This window comes from Paenibacillus vulneris (genome assembly GCF_039543185.1).
In the GTDB taxonomy this organism is placed as follows: domain Bacteria; phylum Bacillota; class Bacilli; order Paenibacillales; family NBRC-103111; genus Paenibacillus_S; species Paenibacillus_S vulneris.
Genome location: NZ_BAABJG010000058.1, coordinates 13,040 through 32,215 on the forward strand (window position 1 = coordinate 13,040; position 19,176 = coordinate 32,215).

18 protein-coding genes and 1 pseudogene are annotated in these 19,176 nt (G+C 49.5%); 4 read left to right on the forward strand and 15 right to left on the reverse strand.

Annotated features, from left to right (window positions below):
- Positions 1-107: 107 nt before the first annotated feature.
- From ABEA66_RS35925 to ABEA66_RS35935, 3 genes are read right to left on the reverse strand one after another with little or no spacing between them, the layout of a single operon-like run.
- Positions 108-1,001, reverse strand: coding sequence for a glycine betaine ABC transporter substrate-binding protein (locus ABEA66_RS35925; protein WP_345595333.1), 894 nt, complete (start codon positions 999-1,001; stop codon positions 108-110).
- Between the two features lie 4 nt (positions 1,002-1,005).
- Positions 1,006-1,845, reverse strand: coding sequence for an ABC transporter permease (locus ABEA66_RS35930; protein ID WP_079913409.1), 840 nt, complete (start codon positions 1,843-1,845; stop codon positions 1,006-1,008).
- Positions 1,823-3,040, reverse strand: coding sequence for a quaternary amine ABC transporter ATP-binding protein (locus tag ABEA66_RS35935; protein ID WP_345595336.1), 1,218 nt, complete (start codon positions 3,038-3,040; stop codon positions 1,823-1,825). The genes ABEA66_RS35930 and ABEA66_RS35935 overlap by 23 nt, the downstream gene beginning before the upstream one ends.
- Positions 3,041-3,311: 271 nt before the next feature.
- Between ABEA66_RS35935 and ABEA66_RS35940 the strand changes: the two genes are divergently transcribed.
- The gene (locus ABEA66_RS35940) at positions 3,312-3,878 is read left to right on the forward strand and encodes a GbsR/MarR family transcriptional regulator (RefSeq protein ID WP_079913411.1); all 567 of its coding nucleotides are present in this window, start codon (positions 3,312-3,314) and stop codon (positions 3,876-3,878) included.
- A 96-nt stretch (positions 3,879-3,974) separates the two neighbouring features.
- Here the strand turns inward: ABEA66_RS35940 and ABEA66_RS35945 are convergent, their stop codons facing one another.
- From ABEA66_RS35945 to ABEA66_RS35955, 3 genes are all read right to left on the reverse strand, one after another.
- A complete protein-coding gene (locus ABEA66_RS35945) occupies positions 3,975-4,577 on the reverse strand; it encodes a TetR family transcriptional regulator (protein ID WP_079913412.1) in 603 nt (200 codons plus the stop codon).
- 167 nt (positions 4,578-4,744) lie between these two features.
- The gene (locus ABEA66_RS35950; protein WP_079913413.1) at positions 4,745-5,908 is read right to left on the reverse strand and encodes a YhgE/Pip domain-containing protein; all 1,164 of its coding nucleotides are present in this window, start codon (positions 5,906-5,908) and stop codon (positions 4,745-4,747) included.
- Positions 5,909-6,408: 500 nt separating this feature from the next.
- Complete coding sequence (locus ABEA66_RS35955; RefSeq protein WP_079913415.1) at positions 6,409-6,714, reverse strand: hypothetical protein; 306 nt, start codon at positions 6,712-6,714, stop codon at positions 6,409-6,411.
- A 256-nt stretch (positions 6,715-6,970) separates the two neighbouring features.
- Here ABEA66_RS35955 and ABEA66_RS35960 point away from each other — a divergent pair, with 256 nt between their 5' ends.
- Complete coding sequence (locus tag ABEA66_RS35960) at positions 6,971-7,192, forward strand: hypothetical protein (protein ID WP_079913416.1); 222 nt, start codon at positions 6,971-6,973, stop codon at positions 7,190-7,192.
- A gap of 98 nt (positions 7,193-7,290) precedes the next feature.
- On the opposite strand, the gene ABEA66_RS35965 is transcribed toward ABEA66_RS35960, so the two are convergent.
- The 4 genes from ABEA66_RS35965 to ABEA66_RS35980 form a co-directional block, all read right to left on the reverse strand.
- The gene (locus ABEA66_RS35965; RefSeq protein ID WP_079913417.1) at positions 7,291-8,172 is read right to left on the reverse strand and encodes a carbohydrate ABC transporter permease; all 882 of its coding nucleotides are present in this window, start codon (positions 8,170-8,172) and stop codon (positions 7,291-7,293) included.
- A 30-nt stretch (positions 8,173-8,202) separates the two neighbouring features.
- A complete protein-coding gene (locus ABEA66_RS35970; protein WP_345595341.1) occupies positions 8,203-9,156 on the reverse strand; it encodes an ABC transporter permease in 954 nt (317 codons plus the stop codon).
- 116 nt (positions 9,157-9,272) lie between these two features.
- Positions 9,273-10,802, reverse strand: coding sequence for an extracellular solute-binding protein (locus tag ABEA66_RS35975; RefSeq protein ID WP_079913568.1), 1,530 nt, complete (start codon positions 10,800-10,802; stop codon positions 9,273-9,275).
- A gap of 345 nt (positions 10,803-11,147) precedes the next feature.
- Positions 11,148-12,665 carry an extracellular solute-binding protein gene (locus ABEA66_RS35980; protein WP_345595342.1) on the reverse strand — a complete coding sequence of 506 codons (1,518 nt, stop codon included), beginning with the start codon at positions 12,663-12,665 and terminating at the stop codon, positions 11,148-11,150.
- Between the two features lie 134 nt (positions 12,666-12,799).
- Between ABEA66_RS35980 and ABEA66_RS35985 the strand changes: the two genes are divergently transcribed.
- Positions 12,800-15,121 carry a helix-turn-helix domain-containing protein gene (locus tag ABEA66_RS35985; protein ID WP_345595343.1) on the forward strand — a complete coding sequence of 774 codons (2,322 nt, stop codon included), beginning with the start codon at positions 12,800-12,802 and terminating at the stop codon, positions 15,119-15,121.
- Position 15,122: 1 nt separating this feature from the next.
- Here the strand turns inward: ABEA66_RS35985 and ABEA66_RS35990 are convergent, their stop codons facing one another.
- From ABEA66_RS35990 to uptA, 5 genes and pseudogenes are all read right to left on the reverse strand, one after another.
- Entirely contained in the window at positions 15,123-15,869 is a 747-nt protein-coding gene (locus ABEA66_RS35990; RefSeq protein WP_345595345.1) for a lipase family protein, read from the reverse strand.
- Between the two features lie 122 nt (positions 15,870-15,991).
- Complete coding sequence (locus ABEA66_RS35995) at positions 15,992-16,627, reverse strand: MBL fold metallo-hydrolase (RefSeq protein ID WP_079913422.1); 636 nt, start codon at positions 16,625-16,627, stop codon at positions 15,992-15,994.
- A 13-nt stretch (positions 16,628-16,640) separates the two neighbouring features.
- On the reverse strand, positions 16,641-17,207 hold the full coding sequence (locus ABEA66_RS36000; protein ID WP_345595348.1) for a thioredoxin family protein: 567 nt from the start codon (positions 17,205-17,207) through the stop codon (positions 16,641-16,643).
- Between the two features lie 99 nt (positions 17,208-17,306).
- Positions 17,307-17,828 (reverse strand): nuclease-related domain-containing protein, encoded by a 522-nt coding sequence (locus tag ABEA66_RS36005; protein ID WP_345595367.1) that lies wholly within the window; start codon positions 17,826-17,828, stop codon positions 17,307-17,309.
- A pseudogene (gene uptA, locus ABEA66_RS36010) lies at positions 17,805-18,401 on the reverse strand (undecaprenyl phosphate transporter UptA); the annotation flags it as partial. The pseudogene uptA and the gene ABEA66_RS36005, both read right to left, overlap by 24 nt.
- A 208-nt stretch (positions 18,402-18,609) precedes the next feature.
- On the opposite strand from uptA, the gene ABEA66_RS36015 reads away from it, so the two are divergent.
- Positions 18,610-19,077 (forward strand): cupredoxin domain-containing protein, encoded by a 468-nt coding sequence (locus ABEA66_RS36015; protein ID WP_192705336.1) that lies wholly within the window; start codon positions 18,610-18,612, stop codon positions 19,075-19,077.
- Positions 19,078-19,176 lie beyond the last annotated feature (99 nt).

Sequence of the window (19,176 nt, forward strand, 5' to 3'; positions counted from 1 at the left end):
GCTTTAGCTCCCCCCACAAGGAGGGTTCCTTCTTTATTAATCAGCAGGAACATCCGACAGACCAAGGAGCCGCTTTCCCCACGAAAACGGCTCCCTGCTCTGCATCGTTATTTTGTTTTCAAATCCTCAATTGAATCAATATCCATGTAGGACGGAACGACAAGTCCGATTTTTGTCCCGTTCAAGTTAACGCCCAAGTCTTCAAACTTCCCTTTATACTTCTCATAGTAATCCTTATGCGTTGTCGGCAGCCACGCGGCTACGATTGCATCCGCATCCCCGTTAGAGATACCGGCCCACATCGGTCCCGCTTCAACTTGAAGCAGCTCGACTTTATACCCCAGCCTTGTCTCCAGCACGTTCTTCACAACGTTGGTGCTGGCAATTTCCGAATCCCAGGCAACATAGGCAAGCTTCAGCTTTTTCCCTTCCGCTTTAGGAATATCCTTGCTCCATTCGTCCACCTTGGCTGCATTATCATTTACCCATGCGGCGGCAGCTTCCTCCGGCTTTTTGCCGTTTTGTATATCTACCATGACCTTGGCCATGTCTTCAGGTGTCCATTCGAACTTATCCAGCAGGCTGTAAGCCGATGGCTCATCGTTCTTTAGCCCTGTGCGAGCAATCGTATGAATCTGTTCGTCCCCGCCATACACATTTTTGGGATCCTTCAAATATTTCAAATCATATTTGCCGAACATCCAGTGCGGGGTCCAGCCGGTAATGATAATCGGCTTCTTATCCTTGTAGGCTTTATCCAAAGCCGCGGTCATGGCTGCTCCCGAGCCTTCGACCAGCTTCCAATCCGTAAGCTCATAATCCTTGAGCGCTTGCGCCGTCGATTGCATAATCCCGGCCCCGGGATCGATCCCGATAATCTCATGCTTGACCTGGGCGCCTATCGTTTGGGTTTGCGCCGATTCCTTTTCCTTGGCACAACCGGTCAAAATAACAAGGGCGGAGAGCCCCGCGAACATAAATGCTTTCATCGTTTTTTTCATTTCATTACCCTCTCTTTGTTCTTTTTCGCTTCACGAGATGCTGCGTCATTCGATCCAGAAAAATAGCAAGAATAACGATTGCTAAGCCGGCTTCGAAGCCTTGGCCGGTCTTAATCTGTGTGACCGCCCGATACACATCGGCCCCAATGCCCTGGGCTCCGATCATGGACGAAATGACAACCATGGACAAAGCCAGCATCAGCGTCTGGTTCACGCCTGCCATGATGGAAGGCACCGCTAAAGGCAGCTGGACCTTGAACAGCATCTGCCCCGACGTAGAGCCGAATGCATGGGATGCTTCGATCAGATCGGCCGGAACTTGGCGTATGCCCAAATTCGTCAGGCGAATCGTTGGCGGCACCGCGAAGATCACGGAGGCGATAACTCCGGGCACGACTCCCAGACCGAAAAAGGTAACGGCCGGAATCAAGTAGACGAAGGCAGGCATCGTCTGCATGAAATCAAGAGCCGGCGTGAGCACATTTTGCACGCGCTGGTCCTTCGCACACCATATGCCGAGCGGGATTCCGAGCACGATAGAAATGATAGCCGATGTCAGCACCAGGGCCAACGTGTCCATCGTGTGGTCCCAATATCCCAAATTATCGATAAGGTATAATCCGATGATCGTGAATAAGGCCATAGGCCAACGGGCGAACCAGTACGCAACCGCGCCCAGCAATACGATAAATAATAAGGACGGTACCAGATGGAGTACGGAAGAGATGCCGTTTACGATCCCTTCAATGATGGCCGCGACCGCATCGAAGAGCAGTGACAGATGCGTCCCAAGCGCATCAACCCCGTTCTCCACCCACTCGTCAAGAGGCAGTTTCGGAATCATTCGCCGTCACCTCCTTTGCCATATGCTGTCCAGCCAAAGCTCCCAGAACGGCACCGCGGACAATCACGCCTACGATGCGGCCGTTCTCATTGACAACGGCAACGGGATATTTGGATGAGCCGCATATTTCGAATAATTCGTGAAGCAGCACTTCTGGAGCTACGGTAGGCACATCGGCTATGACGATATCATCTAACGACTGACCTTCCATAGCCGCTCTGGAGGCATCGTCCGCAGTGATAACCCCGATCAGCCTCTTGGATCTATCGACCACGAACAAATTGGAGATGCCGCTATCCCGCATCAGCTGCAGGGCTACCCGCGGACCTCTGTCGAGTCCCACGGTCTCCGGCCTGCGCATGACATGAGCGGCGGTCAGAACCTTGGATAGATCGACATCCTCCACGAACCGCTCTACATATTCGTTAGCCGGATTCATTAATATTTCTTCCGGTGTGCCTATCTGGACAACCGCCCCGTCCTTCATCAGGGCGATCCGGTCGCCGATCCGCAGCGCTTCATCCAGATCGTGGGTAATGAAGACGATCGTTTTCTTCATCTTCTCCTGAAGCTCCAGCAGCTCATCCTGCATATCCTTGCGAATAAGCGGATCCAAGGCGCTGAACGCTTCATCCATCAATAAAATATCCGGGTCATTGGCTAAAGCTCTTGCAAGCCCTACCCTCTGCTGCATCCCGCCGCTCAGCTGATCAGGATAGCTGGTATCCCATCCCTTCAGACCGACCAGCTCCAGCGCGGCTTCCGCCTTGCTCCGTCTGGATGCTTTCTCTATCCCTTGCACTTCCAGACCGTATTCCACGTTCTCAAGCACCGTTCGATGGGGGAACAATGCGAATTTTTGAAATACCATGCTGATCTGCTTCCGTCTAACCTGCCTCAGCTGCTCTTGACTCATCCGCACGATATCTTGACCGTGGACTGCAATCGTTCCGAGCGTCGGCTCTATCAGACGATTCAGGAGCCGGACCAGCGTGGACTTGCCGCTTCCCGACAATCCCATAATGACGAATATTTCCCCCGGTTCAATTGAGAAACTAACTTTATTAACCCCGACGGTATGCTTTGTCTCCTTGTAAATACGGTCCTTGGACCAGCCTTTATCGAGAAGACCGAGCACGTTTTCGGGATTTGGGCCAAATACTTTCGAAAGCTCTTTTACTTCGATAATGGCCATGGGCTCACCTCGTTCCATTCCATTTCGTTTCCAGTTCTCTCGTAACTAAGTGTAAAGAATGCTTTGTACAGAGTCAACACTTTTTTTCGTTTGTATTGTACGTACAGAAAAAACTTTACAAACTTTACACGTTAAATCCTCCCGATTCCTTTCTTATCGTCCGTTATCCAAAGCTTTACAATCTGCCTTTAGTTTCTTACAATAATCCTGAGTTCTGATAATGATGATTGCCATCTAAGTCTAGGACATCGACAGAGGAGTGGGTGCAAGAATGAACGGGTTAGAAGGGATCGCGCCCGAGCAGGAGGAACTGATTCAAAAAGCGCGGAAGCGCGTCATCGAATCTATCGGCAAAAATATGGACTTGTATGGAATCACGCTATCTCATGGTCTGTTATACGGATTAATGTTTTTTCAAAACAAACCGATGACGCTTGACGAAATGGGCGAAGCCATGGAGATGAGCAAGACAAGCATGAGCACGGGGATTCGTTCGCTGCTGGATCTAAAGATGGTGAATCAAGTATGGGAAAAAGGATCGCGGAAGGATCTTTATGAGGTAGAATCGGACTGGTACCAGACGTTTGCCGATTATTTCGACATCAAGTGGCGTAAGGCGCTGGAAATCAATTTGCAATCCATGCGTAAATCGTTAGCGGAGCTGCAGGATTTATCCAATCGCTTCCCCGACGACGAGCTCCTTCAGACCTGCTTGAGCAGGGATATAGATAAAATCAAGCATGCTATCGCTTACTATAAGTGGCTCGATAAGCTGATCGACTCGTTTGAAACGGGCGATATTTATCAGTTTATCCCTAAAGAGACCCCTGATAAATAAACGTTACTTCAATCTCAACATCAACGACAAAAGGCCGAGCGATCGTAAGGATCCCCGGCCTATTTCCTTTTGTTTTTAACCTGCTCGGCTGCAGCCCTATTGCTCATCAAATCCTGCCGCCCCGAGTGCCCGAAGCACGAACAGGCTGGCATGCTCCGCCGTTGCTCCCACACTGGCCTCCTGCTCAGTAAACAGAGGCCTCAGGGTGACCAATTTTTTGAAGGAGAGCGCCGTACTGACGACAAAAAGCAGCGTATGATCCAGCGATTCAAAATGAAATACTCCCTCCTGTTTCCCTCTGGCAAGCAGCTCTTTTATCTTGATCCAAATCGGAAAGGTACGCTCGGTAATATGGGACAACCTCTGGGAATTGGCTGCGAATTCCTGCTGAATAATCGAGGCAAGCTCCGGCTCGTTCATGCAGAACCATACGACTTCCTTCACCAGAAGCTTGAGTCCCGACACCGGCTCCTTCAGCTGCTGTTCCAGCTCCTCCAGCCGATGGCCGACGAAGAAATAGTCGATGACCGCATGAAATACTTTTTCTTTTCCCCCGAAATAATACGAAATCAGCGCTACATTAGCGCCCGCTTCTTCGCAAATTTGGCGTACGGTCGTTCCGTCAAAGCCTTGTTTGGCAAACAGCTTTTTGGCTGCAAGCAAAATCCGTATTTTCATATCCGATTCGGTTTGTGTCATAATATCTCCTCAGCTTTAAAAGCAGTAATAAGTAAGCAATGCCGGATCTTTCTTCGTGAATTATTCTTATTATGGAGCTTTCAAGTCAGAATCGCAAGCGGTTACAATTTGCGCGTATTACAATCCGCCGAAGGAAGCATCGACGGATTCATACTATCTTTTGCAACTTAAGCCCGAGTAAGACCTGCTTCCGCTCGGGAAGGCACCGGGACGGCCTGTCTTCGGATTCCTGTCACAGCAGCGCCTATCAGCCCGCATACCAGCATAATCATTACCAGATTCCATGCCTCGGCCGAAGCTCCGGAGCCATCATACACAATGTTCATGATGCCTCTAACCGCATAGGTGGCCGGAAGATACTCGCTCAGCTTCAAATAAAAATCGGACAATAACTCCCGCGGCACCATGGCGCCGGACGATACGAGCTGCACCGACAGCATAGTAATATTGAACAGCATACCGGCCATGCCGAACAGAATAAGAAACATCTGGGAGAATATCATGAAAGTAAGCAGGAACAAGGTCTGGAACAGCCACATGGACAGAAAGCCCCCTGCCGAAGTGCCGCCCAGGGACAGCACCAGCGAAGTGCCTACCAAAGCAATGAACACAGCCGAGATCACATTAATGGTCATCCTAGCGGCAAATTTGCTCCACTTGCCGATGCTGTGCCCCATCATCCCGGTGGCCTGCTGGATGTTCATACCCATAATCATTGCGCCTACGAAGGAAGCCAACACCAGCATCATAGGGATCATCTGGTTCGCCATTCCGTTGACCGGATGGATGTACTCCAGTTGTCCCGTAACCTTCTCTGCAAGTCCTTGAGCCATTCCCTGAGCCTGCTGTGCAGGAATATTCGCTTGTGTCAGAACCGCTTGTGCCCCTGCGGCAACAGCCTCTTTATTTACGGTCGCGGTGACTCCATTCGCAACACCTTGCATCATGGTTTTGATTAAGGCCGGATTCGATTCATTAATCGTGTATTCGATCTGCGCCTTCTGTCCCGGGGTTTGCAGCTGCTTGGTAAAGTCACCCGGAATGTGTAGCACCATCTGCACCTCCCGCCGCTCCAACCGCTGTCGGGCTGAATCATAAGCGTTGTCGGTCAATAGCTGAAAAGGCAAATTCTCCTTTAGCTGATCAATGACCTTCGCTCCCGTCCCGTTGTCTTCGTTCACAATCGCAATCTTAAGATGCTTCGTGTTATCCGTAACTCCAGCATATCCCGTCATCCAAATGATACTGAAGATGACCTGAAACATCATGGCCGTCACGATACCAATGATGGTAGCCGGTTTCTTCAAATAAGCTTGCAAAGCGTTAAGCATAGCACCTCTCCCTTTGTATTAAATATCTGTTTTAATTAAACGTTTGTTTAATACGATAACGGAGGATAGCTTCTTCTGTCAACCCTTTACGCAAAAAAATCCCGATTCGGGCCCTGCTTAATTAAATAAGCCGGGACAATCAAGAACTCCTGACATATAAAGAGTAAAGCTCCGTTTTCCCTGCACTTCGCGTGTTTGCCCTCGCAAACCGTCCGGCGCACTATCAAGGAAATGACCAATGCGCATGCTCCGATAGGTACACCTGCTCAACTATGTATCCCTAGATGGTTCTCAAATACCCGAGTTATTCTATCACCCCCATCAGCCCGCGTTTTGCATCCCGGTATCCTCCGAAATTTCGCTCCACATTCCCAACTGGAAACTTCGCTCAATCATCGGAAAGCCACCCGCGAGAGGCTCCTTACCCAACCCGTAAAAAGTAAGGAGCCTTCCCATCATGGCAGTGGGCATGGCCTATGATTCACCTCGCCTCTACTGTGTCATCTGACGACGCCGCGCAGGATGATAACAAGCAGAATGTACAATACAAGAATTGTACCAACTGATGTCCATCCACACCCTTTATGGCAATGACCATGATGGTGATGATGTTTCTTCGGTTCGATGATGTTGATTATTTCGTTGCTGGCATGAACATTGATTGGGGCAGCGTAGCTTGGTGCCGCGAAGCTGGGCGAGACGTAATTTGGTGAAGGGAAAGGCATAGGTGCATTCATCATTGGCATAGGTCCTGGCATTTCAGCTGGTGATACCATTGGCATTGGCATTGGTTTAAATTTATCCATTTAGGAACACCTCCATGAATTTTAAGGGCGTGTTACTATCGAACACACCAACAGTCTATGGAGAATCACCTAGCCGGAGCACGGTATTCACCTATATATATAAAATTAGACAGGTGCCTGTATGACAACCCGTACAAATGCTGTTTCGAACAAGCAACTTTTGGGAATTTCATGCGTCAAAATATATATCAATATTTCCCACTCCTGGGAGCTTCCATCGCCTTACCTGATCTTTCCTTCGGAAAGGAGAAGCTTTATGACTAAGCCGCTTCACGAAACCCAGCCGGACTCGGCCAGGGTAGAGAAAGCCGATTATATAAACCCGCTGCAGGATGCCCAGCCTATACAGAACGGAGGTTCATCCAAAAAAGCGGACATAGGCTCCATGCCCTCGCCGATCCGGTACTTCGGTTATTTCTTTTTCACCTCTGCCGCCGTGGTGCTTCTTGTCGGTTTGTTGATTCAGTTTTTGAAATAGCTCTTCGCCAGGATCATCCCCTGCGGCAAAAAAACATCAGCCTTATTAGCCCGAATGTTCGGACCAAGGCTGATGTTTTATTTTTTACAGGAAGCTTCTTATCCTTTTACAGAACCGACCAGGGCACCTTTTGCAAAATATTTTTGCAGGAACGGATATACGAGCAGGATCGGGATGGTGGACACCATGATGACGGCCATTTTGATCGTTTGCTCCGGCGGCTTGACGAAATCGTCGCCAAAGCCGGACGTATCGGCGCTGAAGGCACTGGCCACAATAACAATTTGACGCAGCAGCACCTGGATCGGCCATTTGGAGGCATCGTTCAAGTACAGGATGGCATTAAAATAAGTGTTCCAGTAATTGACCGCATAAAACAAGGAAATCGTTGCGATAGCCGGCATGGACAATGGAATGACGATTTTGAACAAAATGCCGAAATCGTTGCAGCCGTCAATTTTGGCCGACTCTTCTATTCCTTCAGGAAGATTCATAAAGAAGCTTCGCATGATGATCAGGTTAAACGCATTGACCGCGCTCGGCAGGATAAGGGACCAATAAGAATCGACCAAGCCCAGCTCCTTAACGACCAGGAATGTAGGAATGAGCCCGCCGTTGAACAACAGGGTGAATACGACCAGAAACATCAGCACTCTGCGCCCGTCCAGGTCCCTGCGTGTCAAGCCATAGGCCATCAGGCAGGTAAGCACCATACTGACCAGCGTACCGACTACCGTAACTCCGATGGAAACTCCCAGAGCTTTATAGATAGCATTCGTGGATAAAATGTATTGATAGGCTTTGATCGTAAATTCCGTTGGAATCAGTACGAACGGCTTTCTGGCCATCTCCTCTTCCGTTGTGAAGGACGCCATGACCACATGCAAAAACGGGAGGAAGGTAATTAGCGCAATGATGGACAGCAGGATGATGTTGCCGATATCAAACATTCTGCCGCCAAACGTTTTATCTTGAACCATGAAGATGCCCTCTCTTTCTCCGGGAATAAATTAATAAATGCCTTCCTCGCCGATTTTTTTAGCCAATTTATTCGATAGAACCACCAGGAACAAGCCTACAAAGGACTTGAAGAAGCCTACTGCCGTACTGAAGCTGAATTGTCCCTGCTTCAAGCCTACGGTATACACGTAAGTATCCAAAATTTCCGCTACGGGACGGTTCATAGAGTTGAGCAGCAAATATACATGTTCGAAGCTGAGATCGAGAACGTTGCCTATTCTAAGAATGAGCAGGACGATGATGACACTCCGGATCGATGGAAGCGTAATATGCCATATTTGCTTGAATCGGCCGGCTCCGTCCATTCTTGCCGCCTCATACAGCTGCGGATCAATGGAAGCAATGGCAGCCAGATAGACAATCGTTCCCCAGCCCGCTTCTCTCCAAATAACCTGGGCAATGTACATCGGGTGGAACCATACGGCATCTAACAAAAAGTTGACCTTGGCGAAGCCGAAGAAAACGAGCAATTCATTAATAATTCCGCCATCCATCGTTAACATGACGTACGTAATGGACACGATAATAACCCAGGACAAAAAGTGGGGTATGTATACGATCGTTTGAACGATCCGTTTGAAAAACTGGCCGGCTACCTCATTCAACATAATCGCCAAAATGATAGGTACAGGAAAATAAAAGAAAATGTTGTACAGGAACAGCACCAGCGTGTTTTTGAAAATAGTCCAAAACTCACTATCGGTAAACAGCTTTTCGAAATGCTTCAACCCTACCCATTCGCTCCCCAGAATCCCTTTGTATGGCATGTAATCCTGGAAAGAAATAATTAAGCCGTACATGGGCAAATATTTGAAGATAATGAAATAGATCAGGCCGGGAATGATCATGAAATACATGTACCGGTTCCGGACAAGCCTTTTCATTAAATCGCTATTGGTTTTGGGAGCCTCCATCACTTTAGGCTCAGCGACAGTATTGCTCATAGTGATTAACTTCCTTTCCTTCCATAAGATCATCAAGATCAGCGGATTCCGGGGTAACGTAATGGCGGAGAGAGGCTCCTGACATGATCAGGAGGCCCTCCCCTGGTAGCACTTATTTATTTACCGCCGCTCGCTTTATAGGATGCGTTATATTCTTCCATGATTTTGGCGCCGCCGTCATCCTGCCATTTTTTGACGGCTGCCTGGAAGCCGGCTTCGTCAATGTTGCCAAGCATAAATTTGTACGTAGCGTCCTTGATGATGTCTTGCAGTCTCGCGCCTTTTTCGTTATACGTTTTGGAATCCAGAGGTGTCGTCGGATCCTGGATAGCGAATTTCACCGCTTCATTGGACAGGTTGACGGCTTTCTCTTGTGCCTTCAGCGTGTACAACGATGGAAGGATATTGGTGGTGTCCGCCAAAGCTACCGTCAGGTAAGGTTTTTGCTCTTTTTCCTTCAGCTTCTCATCCTCGCCTGGCTGTACCTTACCGTCTTTCAGCGTGTAGTGTGTGCCCTCTACGCCGTATTTCAACAGGTTAGCGATTTCCGGATTGAAGAATTTGTCGTAGAACGCCAGGATTTGCTTCAGTTCCTTCTCTGTTTTTACAGCGGATTTAGGGAACACAACCAAAGTTCCGTAGCCTGGAATCCCCCAAGTGGTCGGTTTGCTGTTGCTTGGGCTTGTAAATTGGTTCAATACATCATATTGAGCTTCTTTTATGTTTTTGGACGTTTTATCCTGAATCGTCAGCACGTCCTGCATGGAACCGATGTACATACCCGCTTTACCGGTATACATCATGTTTTGCTGGTCGGTTTTACTCGTTACCGGGAAGTCCTGGTTGATCAGGCCTTCATCGCGAAGCTTCTTAATGAACTTCATCGTATCCATGTAGCCTTTGGTCATGAAATCAGGAACCAGCTTGCCGTCTTGAACGCCCCACCCGTTCGGAGTTCCGAAGTAGGAAGCTAATGTTTTGAACGAGCCGTAAACCAGATCGTTACGGTCTGCAAGGCCTAACGTTTTACCGCCGCCCGCAAAGTCGGCTTCCTTGAATTTTTTCAGCATATTGTAAATGTCGTCGGTTGTTTTCGGCTCAGGCAAACCAAGCTTGTCGGCCCAGTCTTTCCGGTAGATAACCCCTTGACGCGCGATCGGTCTTTCTTGATACAAGGAGTAGATTTTACCTTCAACCGCCGTATTTTTAAGAACGTCCGGATTCAACTTGCTTAAGTTAGGATAGTCCTTCAGATACGGCCCGATTTCCCAGAACTGTCCGTTCTTGATCGCATCGCGGAGCAGCACGAAGGAGGACTGGTTTTTCAGGTAGGCTGCCTGAGGCAAGGAACCGGTTGCAAAAGCGGCTTGGAATTTCTCGTCATAGGACCCGTCCGGAACCCATTGGAATTCGATTTGGCTGTTCGTCTTCTCCTCCAATATTTTCTTTATTTTATCGGAAGGGACTTCAGGTGTAGACAAGTTGGCCATGATCGTAATCTTAAGCGGTCCTTCATTTTGAGCAGCTCCTGAATCTGCCGCCTGTTTGTTGTCCGTTTTGGCACCGCCGCAGCCTGCCAGGATAGTAGAAAGGGCTAGTACCGTGGCGCAGGCCATACTGGTTCTTTTCACATACTTCGGATTCATCTTCAAATGCTTCGACCTCCGTTTGTTTTTCGTTTGTTTTTTTGTATGTTTTCGTTGCTGGAGCTATCATATAACGGGAACCGTCATTACAACTACAATCATTGACTCACACCCGCATGAAATCCTTGTTCTATCAAGGTTTCTGGGCATCTCGGGCGAGGCAGGTTAAATTCTGCACATCCCCTAAAATGGCTGTAATTCGGGCATATCGAATGGTATTCATCCTTGCCTAGCGCAAAATAACCCTACAAAGCAGGGCCTTAGCGAAACGGATTCAGTTGCTTTGTGGGGAGAACCATTATATCGCAAAAAAAAGACCGTCATCACAGATGACAGCCAAAAATACTAGGGATTATGTTTTTTCCGGTACGCTTCGTTAAACTCCTTAATGATATCCCCCCCGCCGCGGCTCTCCCATGTCTGAAGCTCATTTTGAAAAGCCGTCAGGTCGATCTTGCCAAGGATATAATTCAGTGTGGCATCGGTGATGATGTCCGATAAATTGGCTCCCATAAGATCATACGTCTCCGAGGACAACCCTTCCGCAGCATCACGAATCAGCATTTGTTCATTATCCTTAATCAACCGGTTCGCTTTGAGCACCAAAGGATCCTCCTCATCCTTCACCTTCATCAAATTCGGGTTATGCATCCCCCCGATGACAAGAGAAGTTAAAGGCAGCACCTCCGTGTCATGAAGCTGATTCATGGCTGCCGTTACCGTGATTTGCCCCTGAACGAGTTCATAATGCCTTCCTTCGACTCCATATTGAAGCAGGCTGCTGATCTCCGCTCCCATGCTGCGATCAAAAAAAGCAAGAATATGCCGCAGCTCCTCCTCGTTCTTGATGGCTTTCTTCGAGAACAGGAACAGCCCGCTGTAGCCCGGATTGGACCATACTCCTTCGCCCTTCGGACCGCGAATCCGGTTGATCAGGGTCAGCTCGGCGTTCGGATCAAACTTCCTCAGCTCATTTTGCAGACGAGGTGCGTCCGCCATGCTGCCGATATAGCCTCCCGCTTTCCCGTTGATCAGCATATATCGCTGAATTTGCTTGCTGGTTACGGCGAAATCCTTATTGATCATATTTTCGCTGACAAGCCTTTTCATGAAATTCATCGTATCGAGGTATTCCTTCGTTTGAAAATCCGGAACCAGGGTCCCGTCCTGCAGTCCCCAATTATTCGGAGTTCCAAAATAGGAGCTTAAGGTTTTGAATGCTCCGTAAGTAAGATCTCCACGATCTGCAATGCCTATCGTATCATGGAGCCCGTTCCCGTCCGGGTCCCGATCAGTGAACTGCTTCAGCACCTGGTACAGCTCCTCGATAGTCGCCGGCTCCTTCAGATACAGCCGCTCAAGCCAATCCTTCCGCAAAATAACCCCCTGCCGTGAAGCAGGCCTTTCCGTATACAAAGCATAGATTTTACCTTGAACACTTGATTCGTTAAGGATACTCTTGCTCAACGTTTTTAAATTCGGATAAAACTCCAGGTAAGGGCCGATTTCCCAGAACATGCCGGAACGGATCGCATTTTTGACGTACATATAGTCCGATTGGTTCACATAAGTCACTTGCTTTAAGGAGTTCGTTTGCAGTGCGTTTATCATTTTTTCCTTATAGTTGTCATTAGGAATCCAGTCCAATTCGAGCTTCGCCTGGGCGGCCTGCTCTATCGCCCGAAGCATCTCCTGCGGGGGAGCCTGATTCTGATGCAGGGGCACCATGATGCCTATAGGCTTAGTGCTAATGTCTTGGGTGCCTGGCTGCTGTTCCTGCGGCATACAGCCGTTCCATAGGAAAGCCATTATTGCGAAAGCGATTACAACTAAAATCGACTTTGTTCTGCTTTTTATACGCATAACCATGCTATCCTCCCCGCGTTACTCCTGATTTCATTATACACGATTGCCGATTTGTATGAAATCATTGCTCCATTGGAGTTCCATTGGTAAGATAGAATCGTCATCCCATGTCGAAAGGAGGAGGATGCAGGATGCATAGATTCAGCTATTTAACCAGACTCATTTTATTCGGATGCATCTTGTGCACCGTTCCCGTCATCTTTATTGGCATCGTTTCCAATCTGCAATCCTCCAACGAAATTCAAAAGCAGGTCAACCGCGGGCAAATTCAGCTGCTGACCCAAATGAATTCCAATGTCGAGCAGGTACTAAGAACTATTAACCACGCCTTCGATCAGCTGGTGAACTCCCCCGTTATGGCCAAAGTATTAAATGAGCCTTTTACGACGGACGATTTCATGCTGTACAAGGATCTGCGCAAGGAAATCAGCAATACCCAGTCGTTCTATACGAAGGTCGAAGATGTCGTCATCATCAATATCAAGCAAAACTGGATGATTAAAAATTCCGGCTTCTATACGTTCAGCAATTATTTGCATCATTTTCAGCTCCTCAATCAGATGCTGCTTCCCAATTCCTTCTCGTGGGTGTTAAACCCGAGCATCTGGTTTTATAGTGAGGAAAAAGCAAACGCTGCCACTTGCCCTTATACAATCAGTCTTGTCAAAAAGCTTCCGGACCAAAGCTCGGATAAATTCGGCCTGGCCTTTACGAACCTGACCACCTGCAGCTTGGCGGAGATGTTAAATTATGTTCCGAGGGAATCGGAAACCGTTATCATTCTGGATGATCAGGAGCGCATTCTGTATCACTCCGATCCTTCTATGATAGGCAAGTACGCCATTAATACGGAGTTCATCAAGGATCCTTCCATATTCTCACAGCCTTCGGGACAATTCCAAACGGAAGTGAACCACAAAAAATATACGGCCACGTATCTGCGCTCGAGCTATAATAACTGGATTTATTTATCCATTATCTCCATCGACAGCCTGACGCGGGATTCCAAGCAGATCGGCCGATATACGCTAGCGGTTTGTCTTATCATCGTTGCCGTATTTCTTATCATCGCATGGCTTCTGTCGAGACAGATGTATAACCCTATCGAACGGCTCATGAGAGAAGTAGGAGGCAAGCTTCCGAACGGCGGCAGGCTCCGCAATAATGAATTCGATATTATCAGCCACCAGGTCCAGGATTTGTTCCGCTCCAAAACACAGCTTGAAAAAGAAGCGCAGCAGCATCTCCAGCAGGCTCTCGCCTATTTTCTGATCAAAATGTTCCAGGGGAAGGTGCGCCGGGCGGAGCTTACGGAAAAAATGGAGCTGTTCGGGCTCAGCGAAAAGCTTAATGAATGGCAGGCATCCGCGGTCATCACGCTGCAGATCGATACGCTGGAGCATACGCGCTACGGCAAAGAGGACCTGGAGCTGCTCTTGTTCGCCATCAACAACATTATTGAAGAAATCATTCCTGCCGATGTCCGCTTTCCGCCGGTATTCATCGAACAGACCCAGGTGACGATGATCGGAAGCAAGAACCAATCGCTGGAGGAGTTCAACAGCTTCATGTACTCCTTGACCGAATCGATTCAGCAGACGGTTCAGCGCGTTCTCGGCTTGCAAATCAGCATCGGCATCAGCCTGCCGTTCGATGATCCGAAAAAGGCGTCTGTCGCTTATCGTGAAGGCTTGGAAGCATTGAAGCAGCGCATCCACTTGGGCGGCCAGGTCATTATTTCTTACGCCAACATCAACGAAGGCAAGCATCAGCTGCATCTGGACTATCCTTTTTTAACCGAAAGCGATCTTCTTGACGCTATCCTGCTGGCCGACGAGGAGAATGCCAAGCATCACCTGTCCCAGTTCATGAGAACCATCTTCAAGCATGAAATGACGCCGCAAGAGTATCAAATATCCATGGTCCGCCTGTTCACCAGCCTGATCGTCGCGATGCAGGAATCCGGCGTAACCTTGAATCAGCTGAAGCAAGGAGACGGGGACGTCTCTCTCTACGAGGAATTGAACCGGCTGCAAATGACGACTGAAATCCAGGACTGGTTCTGGACCCGTATCATTTCACCGCTGATTTCGATATACCGCGACCGCCAAAATTCGCAATACCACAGCATTTCGGAAAAAATTATCGATATGATTCACAAGCATTACGACACCGATCTGACGATTGAGGAATGCGCATCGCGGCTGCACTATAACGCCAACTATTTGAGCGGGATTTTCCGCAAGGAGACCAACACGACCTTCAGCGACTATTTATCCGCTTACCGGTTTACCATTGCGAAGAGATGGCTGACGGAGACGGATATGACCATCAAGGAAATATCGGAAAAGCTGCGCTACATGAATTCGCAAAATTTTATCCGCTCCTTCCGAAAGGTCGAAGGCATGACGCCGGGGCAATACCGCGAATCCTTCCGCAAAAGGGGACACTAAGCTAGTCCGGGCCAAATCCCGGACTTTGCTTTTTCAGCCTGAGGGTATAATCGGAATCGTTCCCAGACAGCACTTCATAATAGTTGCGGATCGTGTGATTGCTCATAATTGTGGAACGGTTGAACCGGATTCGATACAGCCCTTTGACATGGCTGTATTCCGCTCCCTTCAACGAAGGGGGCAGCACCGGAACGAGATCGGAGCTGTTCACGATTCGGACGGAGCGGCGAATGTGGCGGGAGAATGCGGCAGCGAAGGCAGCGTTCCCGACCTTAGGCGAACCGAAGGTAAGGAGCAGCGGATCGCTGAACCTGGTATTCACCGCGACATCCAAGGCACACAGCGTGGCAATGGCCCCGCCCAGGCTATGGCCAGCGATCCATATTTCTTTGCCCGGCGATACGCCGCGAAGATGAGCCAGCACCTGTGCTCTTATGGACCGGCCATACGTTCGTGCAAATCCCCGGTGGACCCGTCCGCCCGAAGACATGTAGGGGAATGCGACTTGAGCCGTGTCCGTATCGGCCAGCAACTCGGAGATCGTCTCCGTCCCCCGGAATACTAGGATCACCGTGCTCTTCGATTGAAGAATCATCCCTGCGTACGGATTTTGCCGGCTTCCTAACACCTTTGCCAAACGAAACCCTCTTGGCGTTACGCAGCGTCCGTTATTTTTGTACTGCTCTACCGCTTGATACACAGCGGCAGCCAGGAAAATCGCCTTGTCCGTCATCCATTTACCGCCCATACCTATCCCTCCCTTGAGTAAGACTGCTTGTATAGCATTTTATTCAAGGACAAGAAAAAGCTCCTCGGCTACCGCCGCGAACGGCGTAACCGGGGAGCTTGTATGTATGGCATATCGTTTGTTTATACGTACGGATTGTTTTCCTTCTCATAGCCGATCGTCGTCTTGACGCCATGGCCCGGGTAGACGATGGTATCGTCCGGCAGCTCGAACAGCTTCAGATGGATGGAATCCATCAGCTCCTCCGTTCGCCCGCCCGGCAGATCGGTACGGCCTACGGACAGCCTGAACAGCACGTCGCCGCCAAACAAGTGCGGTCCGATAAGGAAGCTTACACTGCCCGGTGAATGGCCGGGGGTATGCATTACCTTGATTTCGAGCCCGAGCAGCTTCAACACCTGCCCTTCATCCAGCGCATACTCGGCAGGCTCCGTTACAATCGGGCCGCCAAGCTCCGGCCATCTGGAGGAGCCGTTGTTCTTCGGATTGGTCAGCCAATCCGCCTCGGCATCGTGCAAATAAACCGGACATCCCTTCAGCTTCCGAATCTCATCCACACCGCCGATATGGTCAAAATGAGCATGTGTCAGCAGAATAGCCTCGATCTGCAAGCCTTCAATCCGCTTGATCAGGGGCTTGGGATTCATCCCGGGATCAATAATGATGCCTTTGCCCTCCTCCGGCCTCGACAGCAAGTATGCGTTGGTGCCAAGGGGTCCCAAGGAGAACGCTTCGATCTTCAATCCTTCTAAGCTCATCCGTCACTCCACCTTAAAATGTTGAAAGAAGGTCGCGCAATTCCTTGACGATAACGGCATGATAGCCTGTGCCTTCCCCATATTCACGTGCCATTTCCTGGCGCGCCACTTTAATTTTCTCATCATAATCCGGCGCGTTGCGATCCGGGTTCTCTTGCTTGAACTTCGTCATGACCGCTTGAACGTTGCTAGGACGAGGTCCCCAATGGCCTAGCACATGACCGCTGAAATCGGTGAAAATAACAATCGGAATCGCTTCGCCGCCGCCGGTCAAAAACTGGGCCATGACATCCGGATGCTCTTCCTTAATAAGTACTTCTACCGGAATACCCGAATTTTCTAGCGCGCGGAATACAACGGGCACGTTACGCACCACATCGCCGCACCAGTCGGCCATGAGGATCAGACAGCGAAGGTCGTCGCGGTTATTCAGCGAGTCGAAGAACTCCTTGTCATCCTCGTTTTGCCAAGCAAAGCTGTCATACCATTCCATAAATTTCTCCTGGTTCTTCGTCATCCCGTCGATGAACTGCTGCGGCGTCAAGCCGGTACGGAGCTTATGGGACAAATTTTTACTCATAGCATAAAGCCCTCCTTATGGGTTGGTATACTTTTCATTTTATATAAAAAAGAGAGGCTAGGCAATAAAGCCCCGCTTCGAATGGAAGCGGGGCTGCATCTATTTGCTGCTGTGGCTGTTTTCTTTAATAAGCTGCTCAATCCTTGTTACTTCCGAGGCTGTAAGCAGCGACTTCTTCGATTTATGTGTTTTGATCAGGTGCGCCAGTCTATCTAGCTTTACCGTAGCGAAGGCCGGGCTTTTGCCGACAATATGAGAGTTCGGATGCGTGAAGCAAAGCACACCGACCAGCTCCGGATTCAGCTTCGCCGAGCGGAACAGCTCCTTGAGTATATGCTCATGACGGTACAGCTGAGCAGTCGGGTCGGCGGAATGCCCTTCCTTGCTGCGCTCTACGCCCTGCGAGGTAAACACAATCTCGCCTGACCAATGCTTGGAGTCAATATGGAAGACTCCGTTCGGGCCGATCACGATATGATCGAACTCCTGGGAGCTCCCGCCTGCCCGCACATGCCGGCTGCTCAGCACACGGTACTCGCTGCCGATATATTTAAGCTGATGAGCCGTGCTCTTCTCCCCTTCGTCGCCGTACTTGGGCTCGCTTTTTTTGCGCCGCAGCAGCTTGAACAGCACATAAAGCACCGTCAATGCGACCGAACCGATAATGAGAGGCGTCGTATATTTAGAAGCGTACTCATCGATATGCTCCCAATTCGAGCCGAGGGTGTTGCCCAAATAGACGAACAGGACCGCCCACGGTATCGTACCCAGTAAGGTATAAAACAGGAATTTCATCATAGGCATGCGAGCCATGCCCGCAGGAATGGAGATCGCCTGTCTTACGACAGGAATGAACCGGGCCGTGAACACCATTCCCGCACCGTATCTATTAAACCAGTCTTCTGCAATATTAATATAGCGCATTTTCAGATGAATATATTTGCCGTATTTCTCTATAAACGGTCTTCCGCCGTATCGGCCGATCCAATACAAGAACACTTGCTGAATAAGACAGCCCAGCGTACCAAAAATGATGGCACCCAGAAAAGAAACGCTTCCCTGTGATACGAGATACCCCCCGTAGGAGAGCACAATTTCACTAGGGATGACTTCAAGCATCAATCCAATCAGTATTCCCCATACGCCCAAATCCTGAATAAACATTAACGCACTGTGAATCAGATCCTTTAACATTCTTCTCCAGCCTCTTCCTCTCATTTTCGGGCAAGCCCGACTTGTCTCCAATCTATCCTATTCTATCACAAAGCTGTTCATTCATTCCAACCAACTGGCCGGCATGAAGAGACAAGCCGAAGCATACATTTAGTACAAACTAGGGAAGGCGCGAAAGCGGAGTAAGGCACTGGGCTTACTGAGGCGCCGCAAGAAGGCAGGGATGATCATGTCCAAAATAGTCGTAGTCAGTAAAAAGCAGCTCCGGCATTGGGCTCTTATAGGCTTGCTGGCGCTGGGCACGTTAGGTGCGGCGTGGTATTGGGGCTACAGCGAGGCGAAGACGACCGGCGGCTCTATCGCACCTCAGGGGGAAACGCGGACGATCCACCTCGTCACAGGGGAGTTCAAATCGACCGACGCGAACGGCAAGACCATTGAGGCCTACCGCTGGGACCCCGGCACCATTCATGTCAGGCAGGGCGAGAACATCAATCTGAGTATTTTTGGCGTCAACGGGGCGAGTCACCCGTTTATCATTGACGGCCTTAATGTAAAAGGCGAGGTCAAGAAAGGCAAGGAAACCGTCGTCTCCTTCCATGCCGATAAGCCCGGCACGTACCGCATCGTTTGTCTGTCCCACCCGGATATTGCGCATAACGGCCCTATGGTCGGATATATCATTGTGGACGCCTGAGATGCCAGACTAGAGCCCTGAAGCACGCGCATGCTTCAGGGCTTTTTCACGCCATGCGTTGCCGCCCGGCAGGGGCACATGCACCTTCTTCCGCATACG